The sequence below is a fragment of the Halobellus sp. GM3 genome (assembly GCF_052545375.1).
The window spans coordinates 156,309-169,334 of the sequence record NZ_JBQWLT010000002.1; the positions used below are offsets into that span (position 1 = coordinate 156,309).

The window sequence follows — 13,026 nt, forward strand, 5'->3', positions numbered from 1 at the left end:
AAGCATGTGCTGCTTGGCTCAATACTCCTAACTATAGTAGCGTTTGCAAGTCTTCGCTCATCTGATCGCACGACTGCGTGCGATCGAATGCGCAATCAGTTGCAAACGCTACTATAACCACTACCCCTTGTTCGGTGAAAACATTCTTGACCGTACCCCAACGTATTGTCACTGGAATATGGGAACTAAAGACGCATCTGACGGTTCTGACAGACGCCTCGTAACCGGTTGGCAAGGTCGGTTTTACGAAGATTTCGAAATCGGAGACATATACAAGCATCCCTACGGACGGACGGTGACTGAGACGGATAACGTCTGGTTCACCAATCTAACGATGAACCAGAATCCGATGCATTTCAACGAGGCGTACGCGTCGGAAACCGAGTTCGGGGAACGACTTGTGGACGGTACGTTCGTGATCGCACTCGCTGTTGGAATGAGTGTAATCGACATCTCTGCAAACGCCACGGCTAACCTCGGGTACGACGATATTCGTCATCATAGCCCAGTCTTCCACGGCGACACCATATTCTCCGAAAGTGAAGTTATAGATAAACGAGAAAGTGAATCCCGAGATCACGTCGGGATCATAACGACAGAACTCCGGGCGTTTAATCAGGATGACGAGTTGGTGCTGTCGCTAGAGCGAACACCAATGGTGTTGAAGCGAGAGTTCGCACAGCCGTCGGCCGCTAAGCCCGTCGGGTGGATTGGGGAGATCGGAACGCAACCCGAGGATCTCGCGGACTAATATAATATCGTTTGCAAGTGTTCACGCATCTGATGGCACGACTGCGTGCGATCGAATGCGCACTCAGTTGCAAACGCTACTATCTGTGATATCTTCTCAAAAAACACTGGTAGGAGCGCTAACAGTCACTATCGACGTATTTCGACTCGATAAATCCGATCAGCCGATCCTCGTATCAAAGGTTTCCACGACGGTTTCACCGAAGATCAAATGCCCTACGTTTATGTTCGTCGAAGTCCCGGTGACGGTTGATGGACCGCTCTGAATTTACTGCTGGTATACGGGACGCTGCGCCCGCGTTACCGCCGAATATACCGTTCGGAATGCTATTCGGTGCGACGGCAGTGCAAGCAGGGATCACGCCGATCGCGGCGACAGCAATGTCGGTGTTCACCTTCGCGGCGACTGCACAGTTGGCCGCCGTAGAGCTGCTACAGTCGGGAACCGGCCTGCAGGTAGTCGTCGCGACGGTGCTTCTGATCAACCTCAGATACGTTCTCTTCAGCGCGTCGCTCGCGCCGAAAGTCCGCCACCTTCCGCGCTACTGGCGTGCCGCGATATCGTTTCCGTTATTTGATATCAATTACGCGCTTGCGGAGGCCAGATACGCCGATACTGATCCCGACGAACGCCACCGTGGCTGGTACTTTCTCGGTGCCAGCCTCCCGTTCATCGTGGTTCTCGCACTGTCGACGCTGGCCGGTGCGCAGGTGGGCCAAGTCATCGGAGACGGGTTCCACGTCGATTTCGCCATTCCCCTGATTTTCATCTCCCTACTGGCACCGCAGATCAAAGGCAAAGCGACGGGGGTGGCCGCAATCAGTTCCGGTGGGTTTGCCGTTATCGGCGCCTCCTTGCCATTTAACACCGGCTTGCTGGTGGCAGTTCTCTGCGGGACCGGCGTCGGTCTGCTGGCGGAAGGGAAATTGCCGGGGTGGTCGCGGTGACCGCCATCGAATCCGAGACCGTATGGCTGATGGTTGTGTGTTTGAGCCTAGCCACATTCGCGCTCCGGTCTTCGTTCCTCCTGAGCATCAACAAACTGGGTGGACTCCCCGCATGGCTCAAACGAGTGTTGCCGTTCATCCCCGCCGTGGTGCTGGCCGCGCTTATCGCGCCGAATCTGGTACCGGCGGATGGGTCGGGTCTGGCCGCTCTTGGGAACCCCCGGCTATTCGCTGGTCTCGTCGCGTTCGTCGTCGCGTGGTACACCGAAAGTATGATCCTCACCGTCAGCGTAGGGATGATCGTACTCTGGGGGCTTCTATGGGTTTGATCCCAACGAGAGACCGCCATTCGGTGCACCAGTCGGTATTCGGATCAGGGCCACGCCCTCTGTAGTTGGTGGGCGTTTGATCAAACGTGGCCACCAGTTTTCCCGACCAAAAGCGATGGCGGCAGCGTTCGTTGCCGCCGTACAGTTGGTACACCCCTCACGCCCGTTCGATTCGATCACCGCGATGACATTGATCTGTTCGACGACGCTACGATCGTTTGCACCCGATTGCGACCGAATAACCGCCGACTCCTCGACAGGGGCGATTCAAAAGACCCCTTCTATAGTAGCGTTTGCAACAGCTTGCACAGCCGATCGCACGCAGTCGGGTGATCGAGTGTGTAATGACTTGCAAACGCTACTATAGGGGCAACTCTTGGGTCGTCTTTTCACCGGATCACCGTTGTAGCAGTCGAGACGAGGGGTTCCCCACATTTGAGATATCAGGATACGGTACCGGTCACGGACCGCTCTCGAGTCCCATCTCGTCGAGTTCCCTGCCCAGTTCGACTCGCTCCGCTTCGTCCATCGGGTCGGCCGGGGGATACGGGAGGCCGCCGTCGACACCCACGTGATCCAGTGCGGCTTTCATTACGGTCGGGAAGCCGTTGTGGAGGAAGGGCCCCGGAAACTCGGCGAATTTCCGCTGGTGGTCCGCCGCTCGCTCAATCGCACCCGCCTGCACTGCCTGCAGTATTTCGGCGGCGATTTCAGCGGGAGGAGCCGGCATCGTGGCACCCGAGCCGCCCAGTTGCAACGTAACCAAGAGCATCTCCATCGTCGTGTAGTAGTTCGCGAGACCCGCCCGATCGATCCGTTCGATCAGGTTTGAAACGTGGCGAAGGTTCCGTGAGCTTTCTTTGAAGGCGATAACGGCCTCCGAACGAGCGAGCTCGACCATCTCATCGGTTGAGAGGTCGGCACCCGGCCCAGGGTTGTGGTAGGCGACGATTGGAAGGCCGAGCGCTTCTGAAACTCGCTCGAAGAACGCGATGAGTTCCTCAATCGGCTGGTCGCCCCCTTGGGGACGGCGCGGAATAAGCAGTTGCAACGCAGCGGCGTCGACCTCGGCCGCGACCCGTCCGACGTCGATGGCGAGGTCGACGCTATCAGCCGACGCACCGACTACGACTGGAACCCGTCCGTCGATGGCCTCCGCACCCCGTCGAATTGCTTCCTGTCGAGTCTCGAAGTCGAGGCAACGGTACTCCTGCGCTTCGACGGCCATCAGTGGAACAGCCGTTGCGCCCGATTCGGTGACGATGTATTCAATCTGCGCTTCGTACGCGTCGTAGTCGATGTCTCCGTCCGCGGTGAACGGAGTCATCGGTGGAACGATCAATCCTGGGTCGCCGAGCTCTTCCATACTGCTCCGTGAGCGGGCGTCTGACAAGAAAGTATGGATGCCCCTCGACGGAACGGAGTCGGAGATCACGTTCGGGGCAGACGGACGTGTCGTCGGTGGGGAGTGACGCGGCCCCCGCAGAGAACGGCGACCAGATCCCGTTCTGGCGACTGTTAGCTGTCGAATTCGACGGTCTGTAGTCGTGAGGCAGACATCGTGTCGATCTTCCACGTTCCATCCGCCGAACGGTAGGTCGATTCGTGTGTCCCGAATCCCAGTTCACCCGACCCGTCGTCGAACCGCTTTGCGACCACGTAGTACCAACGCCCCTCCGCCTCGGTCCCGTCTATGGAGACAACCGGGTTCGCCGCCATGTGAACAGATTCGCCGAGGTCCCGCTCGGACCGGTCTCGAATGAACGTTCGAAGGTCGTCGTGGCCGGAACGGTCGCCCGAACTGAGGGCGAGCGTGGCGTCCTCGTGGAACAGATCGACGAATTCGTCGATCCGACCGGCATCCAAGCAGTACAAATACCGGTGGTGGAGTCGCTGAATCGCGAGCAGGTCGTCTGCGGTTCCGTTCATAGGTATCGAACTTCGAGACGGCAGTTAAATTGTATTGGTTCTGCGTGCCGAGCGGCGAGGGCGCTCCGCTGACCGGTAGCTATTTCTATTCGGTGACATAGTTTCTCCCATGTCATCCAGCGAAGACCTGCTGGCGATCCAGCAGCTGTTACACGAGTACTGCTTTGCACTTGATGAGGGCCGAGCCGACGACTTCGTGGAGCTCTTCACCGATGACGGCAGGTTTGTCGCCGGATCGACGGGCGTTGCCGAAACCGACGACGAACGGAAGGAGATCGTCGAAACCGTCGCGGACAAGTGGGACTTCGTCGCCCACCTGTCGATGAATCCCGTCATCAGCGTCGACGGCGACGACGCCGAGGGGAGGTGGTACTACATTATCACGTACCAGCCGCCGGATGAGCCCCTGTACTTCGGCGTGGGCCAGTACGAGGCGACGTTCCGGCGCGTCGACGATGAGTGGAAGATAGCCGAATTAGTCGCGGGCCGGAGCGCCACCGAGAAACTGTCGGGATAACCTCGGAGAGCGGTTGCGACCGTTCCATTCCGCGGCCCGAGCGTCGTTCGACGGCGTCGCGGTCGGCTACGGCGCTATGCCAGGTTGAGATCCGCAAGGAGCGCTTCGAGATCCGCCGCTGCGCCTTCGAAGACGTTGAGACCGTGCGTCGTCACCGCCGTGTCGAACGGATACCCCCGCAGCGTTGCGATGTTTTCGCGCGCCTGGCGATCATCGGCATTGAGTTCGGGTTTGATCGGAGCGAACCGACCCGACCACTCGCCCGGCGCGGCGGCAAAGCTGTTCCGGTGAACGAACGTATCGCCGACGATCAGCGTGTCGCTTGGTTCGTGGAGAAAAGACATATTGCCGGGCGTATGGCCGGGGACGTGAACCGTCCTGACGCCCCAGTGGTGTTCGTCGTGACCCAGTTTGACGTCCGGGGTCACACCGATACCCTCGAGGGCCTGCGCATCCTGCGAGGGAATCGCCACCGTGGCATCGTATCGCTCCAGCAGTGACGGGAGCGCTGCGTAGTGGTCGGGATCACCGTGTTCGACCACGATGACGTCCGGGCCGCCGTACGCGTCGAGGGCCGCGGTGAGCGTCTCGAGGCCGGAGTCGAATCCCGTGCCGAAAAGCACCGTCTCCTCGCCGTCGAGAATATGCACGGTTACCGGTTCGTTCGTCTGCGGCCTGGCCTCGTCGGGATTCTGGGGACGAAGCAGGTCCAGTGATCGGATCGGTTTGGAGTCCATACTAGGAGAGTCTGCGCGGGCACCGGTAAAAAAGCTCACCCGGCGGTGCTGGTCGTGTTCCGTTCGAGGACGAGGCGTTCGATTTCAGAGTGAGGCGGATTCGAACGCCTCGGCGAACGCAACACGTGAATTGGCTTGTCGCTTGTCCGGGATATATTCTGCGCGAAGTGAGTGAATTCACCCGGAGGTCTGGGATGGACCGAAGTCACGTTGCTATTCACAACTCGGCGCATACAACCGATATAAAGCTCATATCGACAATTTCTGCGTATCGGTTTGCCGTTGACGAACAGATGATCATAATGCACTATCTATAGTCGCGTTTGCAAGTTTTGACACACTCGACCGCACGCCGTCGTGCGGTCGGATGGGCAATCAGTTGCAAACGCGACTATAGGCCCAGTTCTTGCAGAAGGCGGCTATCGATTTCAGGCGATTCGCAACGTGACCCCGGACTACTATTGAACGTTAATTTTTGAGGTGGAACAGTAATAGTATACAATAACATACATTATCAGCAGCGTCTCGAGAGCGGCTGAGAAACATTGGCTCGAAGCGTTCGGCGACCATCACAATTCACGCGCTAGTTACCGCGACCGGGGGATTCAGATACGGATGTGAAAGATAGGTATAGCGTGTTCTGGGCGCTTGATGTGCCAAGCACTCTCCGCCGCGCTAGTCCCGGACAGATCGAGTTAGAATTTGCGGTGTCGGAAGCACAACTGAAGCTATTGAGGACTCACAGCCTCTGCTCGATTCGTTTATTACCGATTTAAAATATTGTTACTTTATTTTTTGTATTTATATTTATTAGTTCTGGGTCGACCGTCTGTCACGGGACTCAAAAGGGCATCACCAACCCGAACCTAGTGGATCGCCGGATCTATAGGCGTCTCCCCAGCGCAGACGACTGCCCCGGTCCTGATCGAGGAAACGGAGTGCTTCACCGAGTAGCTCGCTGCCGAGGTCGCAGTATGGGTCGCGGAGGGAGCCACGGGGACGTCGTCGGCGCCAGAGGCGTTCACGCGTGGGATCGCTCATCCGAATCTGCCGCTCCCCATCGAGGTCGATTCCATCTCGTATGACGACGACGACACGGTCAGGATCGAGGCGCTGGGTCCGATATCGCGGGCGTTGTGCGATGTTTCGACCCGCTATCGACCGTTGACGTCGGTGCGGTCGTCGTTGACGACGTCGACGCCCGCTGAGGTCACCGCGAGGCGGATCCCCTCGACGGAGAACCGCACCGAGACCTCGCCGTTCGAAGAGGCGAGGATCCGCTCCAACGCGTCGAGATCGATCGAATCGTGCAACTGGTACTGGCTCGAGTCGAGCCCGGCCGCCTCCAGCGTCTCGATGATCTCGACGAGGAGGTCGCCGAACTGGGGGTGGTCGCCCGGGGCTGCGCTGTCCATCTGAACACGGGTAGTACGAGCGGCTCACGGTTAAGTGGCTAGTCGGCGACCGGGCCTCGGTCACCCGTTCGCCGCGTCGATCCCGCGGTCGACGAGCGACCGCGCCGCCTCGAAGAGCGACTCGGCGTCCGCCTCCGCGCGCGCCTCGGCGGTGATCCGAACCAGCGGCTCCGTCCCGCTCGAGCGGACGAGGAACCACCCCTCGTCGGTGTCGATCCGGACGCCGTCGAGCGTCGTCGACGAGGCGTACTCCGCCGCGGCGAGCTCGCGAACGCGGTCCATCGCGGCGGCCTTCTCGTCGGTTCGGACGGACTCCCTGCGGATCGGATACGACGGCAGGTCGTCGACGAGCGCGGACAGCGGTCCCTCGCTCGCGACGAGCGAGGCCAGCGTACAGGCCGCGAGCGGGCCGTCGGGACACAGCGTCTGGTCGGGCCAGATCCACGCGCCGCTCGGCTCCCCACCGAAGACGACGTCCGGCTCCGCGGCGCGCTCCGCGACGAAAACGTCGCCCACGCGCGTGTAGACGACCTCGGCGTCCCGCCCGGCGAGCGCGTCCGCGACGGCGAGCGAGGTATCGACCGGGACGGCGACCCGATCGCCGGGACCCGCTTCTCGACGGGCGAAGAGCGCGAGCAGCGCGTCGCCGGAGACGAACCGCCCCCGCTCGTCGATCGCGAGCATCCGATCTGCGTCGCCGTCGTGGGCGATCCCGAGGTCCGCGTCCGTCGCCCCGACGAGCGCGCACGCGGTCTGGCAGTTCGCCGCTGTCGGCTCGCTCGGCCGCCCGGGAAAGCCGCCGTCGCGCTGGCCGTTCAGCGTCTCGACGTCGCAGCCGACCCCGTCGAGCACGTCTGCGGTGACGCGGCCGGTCCCGTTCCCGAGGTCGACGACGACCGAGAGGTCCGCGATCGAGGAGTCCGACGCCGGTGTGCTCCCCGCGCCCGCGGCCGACAGCGACGCCTTCAGCGCGCTCGCGTGTCGCTCGCGGGCGTCGTCCGCCGCCGTTCGCGCGCCGACGCTCTCCCAGTCGGCGAGGTCGAACGCCTCGGCGTCGATCGCCTCGACGATCGCCGCCGTTCGCGCCTCATCGAACGCCTGCCCGCTGGGCGACCAGAGTTTGATCCCGTTGTCCTCGGGGGGGTTGTGCGAGGCGGTGATCGCCACGCCGGCGTCGGCGCCGACCGCGCCGACGTACCGGGAGATCGTCGGCGTGGGTTCGACGCCGACGTCGACGACGTCGCTGCCGCACTCGGTCACGCCGGCGACGAGCGCCCGGCGAAGCATCCGACCGCTCTCTCTCGCGTCGCGGCCGACGATCACCGTCTCCGCCCCGGTCGAGGCGAGCGCGCGGCCGACCGAGAGTGCGACCTCGGCCGTGACCGCCGATCCAACCGGTCCGCGTATACCGCTGGTCCCGAACATCGAGCGGACCTACGCCGACCTCGGAGAAAAACCCCGGCACCCAGCGGCGCCCCCCGCCCGCCGGCCCTCGAAGGTGGCCTCTTCATCTCGGTGGCGGCTTCCGCTGGTCCGTCCCGGAACCATTTTTACCGGTCCCCGACGCAGTCCGCACGATGGACTACGACGACGTGTGCGTGCTCGTGCCCACTTACAACGAGGCCGAGACGATCGGTCGGGTCGTCGACGACTTCCGCAGAGCGGGGTTCGACGACGTCCTCGTCGTCGACGGCGGCTCCGACGACGGGACAGACGACATCGCCGCGGAGCACGGCGCGCGCGTCGTCTACCAATCTGGGAGCGGCAAGGGACAGGCCGTCCGCGAGGGCGTCGAAGCGCACGTCGACCGCGAGTACGTGCTAATGCTCGACGGCGACGCCACCTACCGCGTCGAGGACGCCGACGCGATGCTGACGCCCCTCTTGGAGGGCGACGCCGCGCACGTCATCGGAAACCGCTTCGCTGACCTGCGCGACGGCGCGATGACGCGGTTCAACCAACTCGGCAACCGGATGATCAACCGCGGGTTCGCGCTCGTCCACGGCGAGCGATTCCGCGACATCCTCTCGGGCTACCGCGCCTTCACGCGGGAGTCGTTCCTTCGGATGGCACTCACCTCCGACGGCTTCGGCATCGAGACCGAGATGGCCGTCGAGTGCGTCAAGCGGAACGTCGAGACCGCGGTCGTCCCGATCACGTACCTCCCGCGACCCTCCGGGTCGGACACGAACCTCCGGCCGGTCCGCGACGGCGGGATCATCTTCTTGGAACTCTACCGCCGCGCGAAGACCAACAACCCGCTCTTTTACTTCGGGAGCCTCGGCGTGCTCTCGACGGTCACCGGCCTCCTCATCGCCGTCTACGTCGTCGTCGAGTGGATCACCGCCGGGATCTCTCACGAGGTGCTCGCGGTCGTCTCGGGGTTCGGCGTGATCGTCGGCGTACAGCTTCTGATGTTCGGCGTGCTCGCGGACCTGATCTTGTCGCTTCACCGCGACACGCTGCGCAAGATCGAAGAGGAGACCTCGGAGTAGGCGGGCGGTGAGTGGGAACGACGATGTCGCCAAGTCGGCGTCGCTACAGCAGAGTTCCTTGGAAACCGGAGGAGAAAGGCGCGACTGAGGCGACCTCGCAGCCGCTGTCGGACACCACGCCGTGAGTAATTTCGTCACTCGGTAGCGGACGATTCGACGTCCTCCGCGAGATTTTCAATCACGCCCGTCACTCCCGTGATTGCCCCGGACTCGTCTCTGATCGGCGCCGTCGACAGCCGGAGCCGAATACGGGTGCCGTCTTTCGTCTGTCGTTGTATCTCGTGATTGCTGATCGTTTCACCGTGTAGTGCACGCGCGAACCGCTGTTCGAATTCGGACCGTTCCTTCTCACTGGGAAACTCGAGTGATCGAATCGACTCACCGATCACTGCATCCGCGTCGTATCCGAACACGTCTTCGGCAGCCTCGTTCCACAACTGGATCGTCCCGTCCGCGTCAAGCGCGAGTATCGCGTCTGGAGCGGCTTCGATGATCGCGTGTAGTCGCTGCGTCGTCGCTTCGAGGGCCTGCTCGCGTTCGATCCGGTCAGTCACGTCCTCTTGGAACCCCACGAAGCTCACGAGCGCTCCTGTTTCGTCCCGTACCGGCGCAATGGTGAGCCGGTTCCAGAACGTGGTCCCGTCCTTCCGACGGTTTCGAATCGTCTCCGTGACAGACTCCCGCGCCTCCACCGCCTCGCGGATTCTGGAAATCACCGCCGAATCGGTATCATCGTCCTGTATAAACCGACAGTTCCGGCCGAGAATCTCCTCCGCCTCGTACCCGGTTAGTTCACAGAACCGCCTGTTGGCGTAGACGAGTGGGTTGTCTTCTTGGTTCGGATCCGCGAGTGTGATCCCGACTGGGGCTTCGTCCATCGCCTGTGTTTTCGACTGGAGTTCCGCGTCGCGCTCGACGCGCTCTGTAATGTCCCGGCTGACGACGAGGTGTTGGCCTGGAACCACGTTGGTCGTGGCGGCGTACTCCACTTGGCGTTCGACGCCGTCCGCTCCGAGGATCGTCACCGTGTCACGTTCCTCTCGGCCATCCGTGAACGCGCGCCACGAACTCTCGAAGTCGAAATCCGCGGGGAGAAAGCGCTGGATTGACTGGCCGAGCAGCGCTTGCTGTGCCAACCCGTAGATGTCGCTCGCTGCAGGGTTTGCCTCGATGATCTGGGCGTCGTCGTTGAGGATAATCATCGCGTCGTTGGCCCCCTCGAACGCCGCCTGGTACTGATCGCGTGCCCGTCGTAGCTCCGTCAGTTGGTGTTGCACGTCCGAGGCCGGATTCCGCGGGATAGAGATCGTCATCACCGTCCCCTCATCTGTTACGGTCGCGTCGATCGAACCGCTGTGACTGGTTACGATCCAGTGAGCGAGCCACAGTCCGAGCCCGCTTCCGTGCGTTAGGGGCGTCTCAGTACCGGTCTGAAGCACGTCAGCTTCGTGATCGGCCAGCCCCGATCCATCATCGGCGATCCGAATCTCGACGGCGGTTGGCGCGTTTTCGATCGAGACAGTGACGGTGGGGGTGTCACCGCTATGCTTGGCCGCGTTTTCGATCAGTTCCTGTAGTGCTCGTTCGAAGCTCGGCATCACTGCCGCGGTAACGCCGTCGGCGGATTCGACGGAGAGTGACGCCTTCGGGTACTGTCGTGTGACCGTCTCGACGACCTCTTCGATGAGCCCGGTGATGTCGGTGGGTTCGCGCTCGAAGTCGGCGGCGACCGTGCGATCTAACTGGCGGGCTTTCTCGGCGAGTTCGATGAGCTCGTCGATTTTCCTGAGGACGGTCTGACTGTACGAGTGGTCACCTAACTCGTCGGCCATCATCTGGGTGAACCCGCGGACAACGGACAGGTCGTTGCGGAGGTTGTGACGAAGGACTCGGTTGAGGACGATGGCGAGGTTCGTCTGTCTCGTGAGCTCGGCTTCGTGCTGCTCTCGTTCGAGTTCGCGTTCGAGGAGCTGCGAGATGAGTTCGGCGAACATTGTTTCGCCGTCGCTGAACTCTCCCCGCGGATCCTCGGAAACGAAACAAACGGTCCCGTACGGTTCGCCATTAACGATAAGCGGTGTGCCGTGATAGCAGTGCAGACCGTGGGTTTCGAACGCGGGGTCGTCGGCCCATCCCTGATTGGGCGCATCGTGAAGGGCGATCTGTGAGTTGGTCTCGATAACGCGACGGCAGTACGTCGTTCCCAGATCGACCGTTAGCCCCGCCGGAAACTGTCCGTCCGGCGGGTCGGTACTGACGATCGCTTCCCAGTGACCGGTCTCCTGATCGATCTGCGTTAGATGTCCGTTGTCCGCGTCGAGATATCGCCGGCCGAGTTCAAGCGCTTCGCGTGCCTTCTGTTCGAAGGGTATCTCTTTGCGAATAACGTCATACAACGCTTCTCTGGCCGCTTGTGTCGTTATCGGCGTGTCAGTCATCTCACCGGGAGTCGTCTATTTGCGGCCGGCCGATCGGCCTCTCGACAATAATGTAGCGTTGGGTCCTATACATCTTGTTACGAACTGATACATAACCCAATACACATCTAGTTGTGGGTCCACACAGTGACGGGAGAATAACCCACGACTGAAGTCGTGGGGTTCCGCCTTGCATCACCGTGAACGCTCCACCTAGAAGGGAAGTAACGCCCGAAGCTGCGAGAAGATCCCGCCGCCGGACGTCCGGAACTCCTCGAAGACGGGGTGTAACGCGTCCAGCAGTTCGCGCTCGGTGTCGAACTGACTCGCCTCGACGGCGGCGAGGGCCGTCGAGAGCGCGACCGCGTTTCCGCTGGCGTCGCAGGAGATCTCGGGGTCGCCGAGGGCGCGGACGATCTCGTCGGTGGTCGCGGGAAACGTGATATCGGACTCCGCGAGATAGGGAGTGAGCGCCGCGATACCGAACTCCAGGGAGTCGGGGTCGTCGCCGCCCTGCTGCGGTGGTCTGACAGCCATCGACGACGGCTACGGCTCGGGGGGTGGAAAAACCCCCGGCTCCGGTTTGGGAGCGCTCGAGTCCCGGTGCGTCGCCCCCGGTCCGAGGAGCCGACCGCCCGGCATCGACTCCACAGGGTTTTGTCCGACCGACGCCTCACACCGCACAGGACGATGACCGAGTACACGACCGTCTCGATCCCGAAAGACCTGGCCGAGCGCGTCGACGAAACGATCGAGGGGACGAGCTTTTCGAGCACCAGCGACCTCGTGCGATTCCTCCTGCGGAGCATCGTCATCCAGTACCAGCGGGAGGGCGAACTCACCGAGGCGCAGTTCGAGGACATCGCCGAACAGCTCGCGGATCTGGGGTATCTGGACCGGTAGTATAGTAGCGTTTGCAACTGATTGCACATCCGACCGCACGATGTCGTGTGGCCGAGTGTGTCAAGACTTGCAAACGCTACTATAACATTCGGTACGCCGCCGCTATCGGTACCCTCGACGCTCGTCACTCTTCGGCGACCGTCTCCCGCGGCGGCTCGACGTCCAGTACGTCGAGGTCGAGTTCGCGGTCGTTGCGGTCGAACGCCGCACACGAGGTCTCCTCCCACGGCGGCACCGCGACGACGAGCGCGGCCGCGAAGGTGTCCTCGCGCGTCGCTTCCAGCGGCCCCTGCGGATGCGAGACGAACCGGGCGCGCCCCCGACCCGCGGGCGTCCCGAGGTCGACGCCGAATACCGCCGTCACGGAGCCACTGGCTTCCGGGAAGTAAAAGTGCGTCAGCACGGGTGTCTCGGGTTCGAGCCCCAGATCCGCCTCGAACTCGCGGGCCGGCGTCGACGCGAGCACGACGCTGATCGACGACGGTTCCTCCGCGGCGGCCATCTCCAGCAGCGCGTCGAGTAGCCCGCGCGTGATGTACACCACAGTCGTCTCTCGGCGCCCCGAGTGAAAACCGCATCGGCGGGA

Annotated in this window: 14 protein-coding genes; 6 read left to right on the plus strand and 8 right to left on the minus strand. The window is 62.0% G+C overall.

The features are described from left to right. Positions 1 to 178 precede the first annotated feature (178 nt). From ACT3HL_RS03525 to ACT3HL_RS03535, 3 genes are all read left to right on the plus strand, one after another. Positions 179 to 751: a MaoC/PaaZ C-terminal domain-containing protein gene (locus tag ACT3HL_RS03525; RefSeq protein ID WP_445085429.1), complete on the plus strand. Its 573-nt coding sequence runs from the start codon at positions 179 to 181 to the stop codon at positions 749 to 751. A 251-nt stretch (positions 752 to 1,002) separates the two neighbouring features. Further along, positions 1,003 to 1,698, plus strand: a complete 696-nt coding sequence (locus tag ACT3HL_RS03530) for an AzlC family ABC transporter permease (protein WP_445085430.1) — start codon at positions 1,003 to 1,005, stop codon at positions 1,696 to 1,698. Next, on the plus strand, positions 1,695 to 2,027 hold the full coding sequence (locus ACT3HL_RS03535) for an AzlD domain-containing protein (RefSeq protein WP_445085431.1): 333 nt from the start codon (positions 1,695 to 1,697) through the stop codon (positions 2,025 to 2,027). The genes ACT3HL_RS03530 and ACT3HL_RS03535 overlap by 4 nt, the downstream gene beginning before the upstream one ends. Positions 2,028 to 2,487: 460 nt before the next feature. Here the strand turns inward: ACT3HL_RS03535 and ACT3HL_RS03540 are convergent, their stop codons facing one another. Then, positions 2,488 to 3,393: a dihydrodipicolinate synthase family protein gene (locus ACT3HL_RS03540; RefSeq protein WP_445085432.1), complete on the minus strand. Its 906-nt coding sequence runs from the start codon at positions 3,391 to 3,393 to the stop codon at positions 2,488 to 2,490. A 152-nt stretch (positions 3,394 to 3,545) separates the two neighbouring features. After that, positions 3,546 to 3,956, minus strand: a complete 411-nt coding sequence (locus tag ACT3HL_RS03545; RefSeq protein ID WP_445085433.1) for a nuclear transport factor 2 family protein — start codon at positions 3,954 to 3,956, stop codon at positions 3,546 to 3,548. Positions 3,957 to 4,065: 109 nt separating this feature from the next. Here ACT3HL_RS03545 and ACT3HL_RS03550 point away from each other — a divergent pair, with 109 nt between their 5' ends. Continuing rightward, positions 4,066 to 4,473, plus strand: coding sequence for a nuclear transport factor 2 family protein (locus ACT3HL_RS03550; RefSeq protein WP_445085434.1), 408 nt, complete (start codon positions 4,066 to 4,068; stop codon positions 4,471 to 4,473). A 74-nt stretch (positions 4,474 to 4,547) separates the two neighbouring features. Here ACT3HL_RS03550 and ACT3HL_RS03555 read toward each other — a convergent pair whose 3' ends face one another. The 3 genes from ACT3HL_RS03555 to glmM all read right to left on the minus strand — a co-directional run bounded on the left by ACT3HL_RS03555 (position 4,548) and on the right by glmM (position 8,050). Then, complete coding sequence (locus ACT3HL_RS03555; RefSeq protein ID WP_445085435.1) at positions 4,548 to 5,210, minus strand: MBL fold metallo-hydrolase; 663 nt, start codon at positions 5,208 to 5,210, stop codon at positions 4,548 to 4,550. A 1,154-nt stretch (positions 5,211 to 6,364) separates the two neighbouring features. Beyond that, the gene (locus ACT3HL_RS03560) at positions 6,365 to 6,625 is read right to left on the minus strand and encodes a HalOD1 output domain-containing protein (protein WP_445085436.1); all 261 of its coding nucleotides are present in this window, start codon (positions 6,623 to 6,625) and stop codon (positions 6,365 to 6,367) included. Positions 6,626 to 6,685: 60 nt separating this feature from the next. Continuing rightward, entirely contained in the window at positions 6,686 to 8,050 is a 1,365-nt protein-coding gene (glmM, locus tag ACT3HL_RS03565; protein ID WP_445085437.1) for a phosphoglucosamine mutase, read from the minus strand. 152 nt (positions 8,051 to 8,202) lie between these two features. Here glmM and aglJ point away from each other — a divergent pair, with 152 nt between their 5' ends. Further along, the gene (gene aglJ, locus ACT3HL_RS03570) at positions 8,203 to 9,120 is read left to right on the plus strand and encodes an S-layer glycoprotein N-glycosyltransferase AglJ (protein WP_445085438.1); all 918 of its coding nucleotides are present in this window, start codon (positions 8,203 to 8,205) and stop codon (positions 9,118 to 9,120) included. A 134-nt stretch (positions 9,121 to 9,254) separates the two neighbouring features. On the opposite strand, the gene ACT3HL_RS03575 is transcribed toward aglJ, so the two are convergent. Both ACT3HL_RS03575 and ACT3HL_RS03580 read right to left on the minus strand, forming a co-directional pair. Beyond that, on the minus strand, positions 9,255 to 11,516 hold the full coding sequence (locus ACT3HL_RS03575; RefSeq protein WP_445085439.1) for a PAS domain S-box protein: 2,262 nt from the start codon (positions 11,514 to 11,516) through the stop codon (positions 9,255 to 9,257). 234 nt (positions 11,517 to 11,750) lie between these two features. Continuing rightward, positions 11,751 to 12,074 carry a DUF5789 family protein gene (locus ACT3HL_RS03580; RefSeq protein WP_445085440.1) on the minus strand — a complete coding sequence of 108 codons (324 nt, stop codon included), beginning with the start codon at positions 12,072 to 12,074 and terminating at the stop codon, positions 11,751 to 11,753. Between the two features lie 153 nt (positions 12,075 to 12,227). Between ACT3HL_RS03580 and ACT3HL_RS03585 the strand changes: the two genes are divergently transcribed. Beyond that, a complete protein-coding gene (locus ACT3HL_RS03585) occupies positions 12,228 to 12,440 on the plus strand; it encodes a ribbon-helix-helix domain-containing protein (RefSeq protein ID WP_049985763.1) in 213 nt (70 codons plus the stop codon). Positions 12,441 to 12,564: 124 nt separating this feature from the next. Here the strand turns inward: ACT3HL_RS03585 and ACT3HL_RS03590 are convergent, their stop codons facing one another. Then, positions 12,565 to 12,984 carry a hypothetical protein gene (locus tag ACT3HL_RS03590; RefSeq protein WP_445085441.1) on the minus strand — a complete coding sequence of 140 codons (420 nt, stop codon included), beginning with the start codon at positions 12,982 to 12,984 and terminating at the stop codon, positions 12,565 to 12,567. Positions 12,985 to 13,026: the final 42 nt, after the last annotated feature.

Bases quoted from the DNA above. Each gene is read 5' to 3' on its own strand.
- ACT3HL_RS03585 (WP_049985763.1), top strand. From the start codon at position 12,228: ATGACCGAGTACACGACCGTCTCGATCCCGAAAGACCTGGCCGAGCGC.
- ACT3HL_RS03580 (WP_445085440.1), bottom strand. From the start codon at position 12,074: ATGGCTGTCAGACCACCGCAGCAGGGCGGCGACGACCCCGACTCCCTG.
- ACT3HL_RS03560 (WP_445085436.1), bottom strand. From the start codon at position 6,625: ATGGACAGCGCAGCCCCGGGCGACCACCCCCAGTTCGGCGACCTCCTC.
- ACT3HL_RS03540 (WP_445085432.1), bottom strand. From the start codon at position 3,393: ATGGAAGAGCTCGGCGACCCAGGATTGATCGTTCCACCGATGACTCCG.
- ACT3HL_RS03550 (WP_445085434.1), top strand. From the start codon at position 4,066: ATGTCATCCAGCGAAGACCTGCTGGCGATCCAGCAGCTGTTACACGAG.
- ACT3HL_RS03525 (WP_445085429.1), top strand. From the start codon at position 179: ATGGGAACTAAAGACGCATCTGACGGTTCTGACAGACGCCTCGTAACC.
- glmM (WP_445085437.1), bottom strand. From the start codon at position 8,050: ATGTTCGGGACCAGCGGTATACGCGGACCGGTTGGATCGGCGGTCACG.
- ACT3HL_RS03555 (WP_445085435.1), bottom strand. From the start codon at position 5,210: ATGGACTCCAAACCGATCCGATCACTGGACCTGCTTCGTCCCCAGAAT.
- aglJ (WP_445085438.1), top strand. From the start codon at position 8,203: ATGGACTACGACGACGTGTGCGTGCTCGTGCCCACTTACAACGAGGCC.
- ACT3HL_RS03530 (WP_445085430.1), top strand. From the start codon at position 1,003: ATGGACCGCTCTGAATTTACTGCTGGTATACGGGACGCTGCGCCCGCG.
- ACT3HL_RS03545 (WP_445085433.1), bottom strand. From the start codon at position 3,956: ATGAACGGAACCGCAGACGACCTGCTCGCGATTCAGCGACTCCACCAC.